Origin of the sequence: Candidatus Methylobacter favarea (assembly GCF_902806695.1) — a bacterium.
Taxonomy (GTDB): Bacteria; Pseudomonadota; Gammaproteobacteria; order Methylococcales; family Methylomonadaceae; genus Methylobacter_B; species Methylobacter_B favarea.
The window spans coordinates 1-6783 of sequence record NZ_CADCXN010000004.1 but is presented as its reverse complement, the minus strand read 5'-3'; the positions used below and the strand labels follow the sequence as shown (position 1 = coordinate 6783).

At 43.8% G+C, this 6783-nt stretch carries 4 protein-coding genes and 1 pseudogene; all 5 read left to right on the top strand.

The features are described 5' to 3' along the window. Positions 1-783 precede the first annotated feature (783 nt). A complete protein-coding gene (locus tag HUX64_RS01410; RefSeq protein WP_174624468.1) occupies positions 784-2376 on the top strand; it encodes a type I restriction-modification system subunit M in 1593 nt (530 codons plus the stop codon). Positions 2377-2398: 22 nt separating this feature from the next. Continuing rightward, on the top strand, positions 2399-2638 hold the full coding sequence (locus HUX64_RS01405; protein ID WP_174624467.1) for a hypothetical protein: 240 nt from the start codon (positions 2399-2401) through the stop codon (positions 2636-2638). After that, positions 2638-3012, top strand: coding sequence for a type II toxin-antitoxin system VapC family toxin (locus HUX64_RS01400; protein ID WP_174624466.1), 375 nt, complete (start codon positions 2638-2640; stop codon positions 3010-3012). The genes HUX64_RS01405 and HUX64_RS01400 overlap by 1 nt, the downstream gene beginning before the upstream one ends. 14 nt (positions 3013-3026) lie before the next feature. Beyond that, a complete protein-coding gene (locus HUX64_RS01395; RefSeq protein ID WP_174624465.1) occupies positions 3027-3644 on the top strand; it encodes a restriction endonuclease subunit S in 618 nt (205 codons plus the stop codon). Further along, positions 3641-6501, top strand: a pseudogene (locus tag HUX64_RS01390) (type I restriction endonuclease subunit R). Before HUX64_RS01395 ends, HUX64_RS01390 begins: the two are co-directional and overlap by 4 nt. Positions 6502-6783 lie beyond the last annotated feature (282 nt).

The following is a 6783-nucleotide window of genomic DNA, read 5'->3' as shown; positions in this document are numbered from 1 at the left end:
TCCTTGCCAGGTTGCGCCGCAAGTTAAAATGCTACAGCAAGTGCCAAAAGATGTTGGAATATTCCGTAAGGCTTCTGATGGCTAAAAGAAATAATGAGATTATCTATAGTTAATTAGCAATACCAAAACTATTGTTTCTTGTGTGCATAGCCCGGTTTTATAAGGTTTTTGATCCCAGGATGCATTTTTGAAAGACAGATGCTTATGACGCAGCAAAGAATATAAGGTAAAAATAAATGTTTTCACAATTAACACTTTGCTTAACCCTCAGAATAATTTAAGGCTAGTATTCAAACCCACTTTATTCAAGATGATCGCGAACAACAAATTACTTAAATAGGGTAAAAATAGTTTTTTGTAGTTGGCTGTACTTGTTTGCAGTGGCGTTTACTGCAATATTCCTAAGCAATAACATAGAGAAGATTTTTGCTCACTTGGGTTTTATTCTCGTCCACCCAAGGCGCCTCATACGAGCAATGGGTTAAGAAGAAAACGGCAGGTTGTATAAGGTAACTGGCGATTGCCCCAAAGCGCCCCTTTTCTCAGACAGGTATAAGAAAATGGTATGATCAAACAAGTTGCATTGAAGAAGTAGGGCTTTTACCGGATTGCAAGTAGCTTCAGCCGATTAACCCCGGCTTTTTTGTAGCTGTCCCATGGGACACTGGCGGGGCACTTCAAAATAACTCATCACAACAAATCGCAACAAAAATCCAAAAATTATTCAGCTCTTTACTACAATTTTTATTGTAATAATCGGACTTTTAAACGTTAGGGAAAAGCATGTCAGAAGAACAGCGTCGTCAGTTACAACAACAGCTTTGGAATATCGCCAACACTTTGCGCGGCAAGATGAATGCCGATGAATTCAGGGATTACATTCTCGGCTTTATATTTTACAAATACCTGTCAGAAAAAATACAGCGTTACGCGGATTCAATGCTGGAAGAAGACGGCCTTAAATTCGCCGGTCTGGATGAAAACAGCGTCGAAGGCGCTGAATATATAGCTGCGGTTAAGGATGCCACCGTCAAGGAGTTGGGCTACTTCTTAAAACCTTCGGAACTCTTCCATGCCATCGCCCTGAAAGGCAATAATCAGGCCGACACCCATGCACAGGGCGAAGGCCATAACTTCATCCTGGGCGACCTGACCCGGATATTAAAAAACATTGAGCAAAGCACCCTCGGCACCGACAGCGCCGATGACTTCAATAATTTATTTGAAGACCTGGACTTGACGTCCTCAAAACTCGGCAACAGCGAAAAAGCCAAAAACGAACTGGTCACCAAGGTATTAATCCACCTGGACCAGATCGATTTTAATTTAAGCGATGCCACCGCCGATGTGCTGGGCGATGCTTACGAATACCTAATTGGCGAATTTGCCAGCGGTGCGGGTAAAAAAGCCGGTGAATTTTACACCCCGCAGCCGGTATCAATCCTGTTAGCCAAACTGGTAACCAGCCAGAATCTTAACCTTAAAAATGTCTATGACCCGACCTGTGGCAGCGGCTCATTATTGTTGCGGGTAAAACGGGAAGCCGCGCAAAATTACAAAATCAAGATTTACGGGCAGGAACTCAACCGCACCACCTACAACCTGGCGCGTATGAACATGATTCTGCATGATGTTCATTATGCCGATTTTGATATACGGCAGGAAAATACCCTGGAACATCCGCAGCACCGCGATTTACGCTTTGATGCCATTGTTGCCAATCCGCCGTTTTCCGCGCATTGGGGCGCTAACCCGCTGTTTATGAGTGATGACCGCTTTAGTGTCTATGGCAGACTGGCCCCCGGCACCAAAGCGGATATGGCCTTTGTTCAGCACATGGTCTACCAGTTGGCGGACGATGGCATTATGGCCTGTGTGTTACCGCATGGCGTTTTATTTCGTGGTGCGGCGGAAGGGCATATACGGCAATACCTGATTGAACAACTCAATTGCCTGGATGCCGTGATTGGCTTACCGGCCAATATTTTCTACGGCACCAGTATTCCCACTTGCGTACTGGTGTTTAAAAAATGCCGTAAAAATCCCGAAGATATTTTGTTTATTGATGCCAGCCAGCACTTTGAAAAAGTCAAAACCCAAAACAAGCTATTGCCTGCGCATATCGACAAGATTGTTTCGGCGTATAGCCAGCGCACGAATGAACCTAAATACAGCCATGTCGCCTCGTTAGCCGACATTAAAGCCAACGACTACAATCTGAACATTCCCCGCTATGTCGATACCTTTGAAGCCGAAGACGCGATTGATTTAAACGCGATTGCCGCGCAATTGTCTGAACTGGAACAAGCCAGCAAAACCACCGATGCCACGATTGCCGCGTTTTGCTTGGAGTTGGGGATTAAGCCGCCGTTTTAAATTTAATTATCAGGAGAAGAATATGCAATTAGCGATTGAATTGCCCGACGAACTGGGTCAAGAACTATTAAAACATGCTGATGTGCAAGAGTTTGTAAAACGCGCCCTTGAAAAAGAGTTATCAGCAGAAAAGAAAATCAACCAAACCGAGCAAGAACTATTTGCGCTGATGGCAAAAATTCCCGGTTCGGTGAGTTTAGTGGATGAGTTAATACAAGACCGAAGGCTTGAAGCGAAAAAAGAACAACAGGACAATAAATAATGATATTGGATGCCTCCGCGTTATTGGCTTATTTGCACCAGGAACAAGGCGGCTTGCTCATTAAGCCGCTTTTGCCGATTGCTTTTATGTCAACCGTGAATTGGTGCGAAGTTGTGCAAAAACTTCGTGCAAAGTCGATTGATGATAAAGCCGTCGCTAAAAAACTAACACTTTTAGGGCTTCGGTTTATTCCTTTTAACCTGGAACATGCCGACACAGCGGGGGAATTGTGGCAAGTGACCGCGCCTTTTGGTTTGTCGTTAGCTGATAGAGCGTGTTTAGCAACGGGTTTAGTAGAAAACATGCCTGTGATGACTGCTGATAAAATATGGCAAAAATTACCGCTGTCTTTAGAAATTAAATTGATTCGATAATAAAAGGGAAGTGTATGAATGTGCCACGGTTGCGGTTTAGAGAGGTGGATTGTCAGATTTTTCCTGAGTGGGATTTCTTAGAATTAGAGAAAATAGCTTTTAAAGTAAATTCAAAAAACAAGGATTCAGCTATCAGTAATGTTCTAACCAATTCAGCGACTCAAGGCATTGTTAGTCAGAATGATTATTTTGATAGAGATATTGCTAATAAAAATAACTTGGATGGCTACTACATCGTTGAATTAAACGATTTTGTTTATAACCCAAGAATTTCAACCAGTGCGCTTGTTGGTCCAATTAAAAGAAATAAATTAATAAAGGGAGTAATGTCGCCTTTATACACCGTATTTAGATTCAAAGACGGAAATTTGTTTTTTCTTGAACAATACTTTGAAACTACTCATTGGCATGATTATATAAAAAGCGTTGCAAATTTTGGGGCGCGTCATGACCGTATGAACATTACGAATGAAAGTTTATTTAATTTGCCCATTCCATTCCCAACTATTGAGGAACAAACCAAAATAGCCAACTTCCTCACCGCGTTAGACGACAAAATCAGCCAAAATCAAAGCCAACTCAACGCCCTGAAGCAGTACAAACAAGGCTTGTTACAGCAGATGTTTGTATGAGTACCCAATCCGAATACGCCCTGGAAGAAGCCCTCATTGCCCAGCTCAAGGGCATGGAATACAGTCCTGTGCGTATTGAGGGTGAAGCCGACATGCTGGCTAATTTAAAGCGGCAACTGGAAATCCATAACCAAATCACCCCCCTTACTCCGGCTGAATTTGAGCGTATTCTTAATCACCTTAATACCGGCAGCGTATTTGAGCGAGCCAAGGTATTGCGCGATAAGTTTGCTTTAAAACGCGACACTGACGACACGGTTTACATCAGTTTTTTAAATTGTGACGAGTGGTGCATGAATGAGTTTCAAGTCACGCACCAGGTCACCATGGAAGGCAGGCGCAAAAACCGCTATGACGTGACGTTGTTAATCAACGGCCTGCCACTGGTGCAGATTGAGCTTAAACGCCGTGGCGCCGAGCTTAAAGTAGCGTTTCATCAGGTGAATCGTTACCAGCATGATTCGTATGATGCGGGCGCTGGCTTATTTCAGTATGTGCAGTTGTTTGTTATCAGTAACGGGGTGGATAGCAAGTATTTCAGTAATAACCTCAAGCAATCCTTCAAGCAGACTTTCTTCTGGACGGATAAGGCCAATAATCGCTTATCGGACTTGTACGATTTTACAGCGGAATTCTTAAAGCCCTGTCATATCGCCAAGATGGTCACCCATTACACCGTCATCAATGAAACCAGCAAATGCTTGATGATACTGCGGCCTTATCAGTTTTATGCGACTGAAGGGTTGGTTGATCGGGTTAAAAACAGCATGGATAACGCCTATATCTGGCATACGACCGGTTCCGGTAAAACGCTGACTTCCTTTAAAGCCAGCCAGATTATTATGCGTATGCCCAAGGTGCATAAAGTGCTGTTTGTGGTAGACCGTAAAGACCTGGACTTTCAGACCGCCAATGAATTTAATGCCTTTTCAAAAGGCAGCGTGGACAGTACCACCAACACGCATAAGCTGGTGGCGCAATTAACGGACGACAGCACTAAGCTGATTGTGACCACCCTCCAGAAACTCAATAACGCGATTATGAAAGAGCGTTATGTGGGCAAGATTACTCACCTGCAAGATAAGAAATTTGTGTTTATTTTTGATGAATGCCACCGCAGCCAGTTTGGTGATACTCATAAGAACATCAAAAAATTCTTTAACAACTCGCAAATGTTCGGTTTTACCGGCACCCCTATTTTTGCCGATAACGCTTTCGGTTCCATAGGCAACCAACAAACCACCGCCTCGCTGTTTGGTGAATGCCTGCATAAATATGTGATTGTCGATGCCATCCGTGATGAAAACGTGCTGCGCTTTGCCGTGGAGTATGTCGGAAAATACAAGCGTAAAGACAGCGCCAATGAACTTGATATTGAAGTAGAGGCGATTGATACCAAAGAGCTGCTGGAAAGTCCGAAGCGCCTGGAAAAAATTACCGATTACATTCTGGCCCACCACCGGCAAAAAACCAAAGCGCCGGATTTTACCGCCATGTTTTGCGTGAGCAGTGTCGCCACGCTGATTAAGTATTATGAATTGTTTAAGCTGAAACAGGCGGAAGCCGCACCTCCTTTAAAGATTGCCACTATTTTCAGTTATGCCGCCAATGAAGAAGACCCCGAAGCAAATGGGCTAATCAGCGGATTGATACCCGAAGAACCGCCGGATTTACCCACCGGTGCGCGTATCAATCACTCCAGCCGGGACAAACTGGATGAATTTATTGCCGACTATAACGCGCTGTTTGGCACCAAATACAGTACCAACGACAGCCAGACGTTTTATAACTATTACCAGGACATCGCCAAGCGGGTACGCAGCGGGCAGATTGATTTATTGCTGGTAGTGAATATGTTTTTAACCGGCTTTGACAGTCCGCGTCTTAATACCATGTATGTGGATAAAAACCTGAAGTTTCACGGCTTGATACAGGCGTATTCACGCACTAACCGCAATCTGAACGAGAAAAAATCACAGGGTAATATTGTCTGCTTTCGTAATTTGAAAGCCGCCACCGATGAAGCGATTGCCTTATTTTCCAACAAGGACGCCAAAGAAACGGTGTTGGTCGCACCGTATGAAGAGTATGTAAAAGAGTTTAATAACGCCGTTGAAGAGTTACTGGCAATTACCCCCACGGTGCAAAGTGTCGATGACCTGCCCAGCGAAAAAGAACAACTGGCGTTTGTGATCCGATTTAGGGAGCTGTTGCGCGTTAAAAATATTTTGACGACGTTTGCCGATTTTGACGAGGTTGATTTGAGTTTACCGGTTCAGACCTTTGAAGATTACAAATCCAAGTATCTGGATGTTGACGACAAGGTTGAACGCGGCCAGGGCAAAGAAAAAACTTCGGTATTGGATGATGTGGATTTTGAGTTAAGCCTGATTCACCGCGATGAGATTAACGTGGCGTATATCCTCAATCTGTTAATGACCTTGAGTAAAATGGCCCCCGACGACCGGGAGAAACGTCAAAAAGAGATTGTTGATATAGTGGCGGGCGAAATGCAGTTGCGCAGCAAGAAACTGCTGATTCAGGCCTTTATTGACGAGAACCTGCCCAATATAAAACCTACGGACAACGTGATTGCCGCGTTTGAATCGTTCTGGACTGAAAACAAACAAAAAGCCTTAGCGCCTTATGCGAGGAAGAGCAGATTGTTCCCAAACAACTTGAGAAGCTGATTAATAACTATACCTTTGCCAACCGCTTACCACGCGAGCAAGAGATTGTCAGTGCCCTCAGCTTTAAACCGAAGATACTGCAACGCAAGCCTATTAGTGAACGGGTGCGCGATAAGATTAAGGCGTTTATTGATACCTTTATTGAGGGGATGGGGGGGAGTGTTTGATGGATGCTGTCCCCTGGAATACTTTCAGCCGGTTACAAGCTAAATAACGGGAACCTGGGGACATTTTCAACATTATGGACGGGACGAACGTATGACCTTTAAACTTGAAAAAACTAAACAAGTTACATTCGATTGTATAGATGGAATGATGACTTATTTAGAAGCTGTTTGGAAATTCATCTTTTCGCCCATAAGGTATCAATTTTGATTATGAAATAAATAGTATGAGCACAAAAAACGGAAAAAACGTTACCCGAGTAATTTGAGTGAGGGGGCATGGCG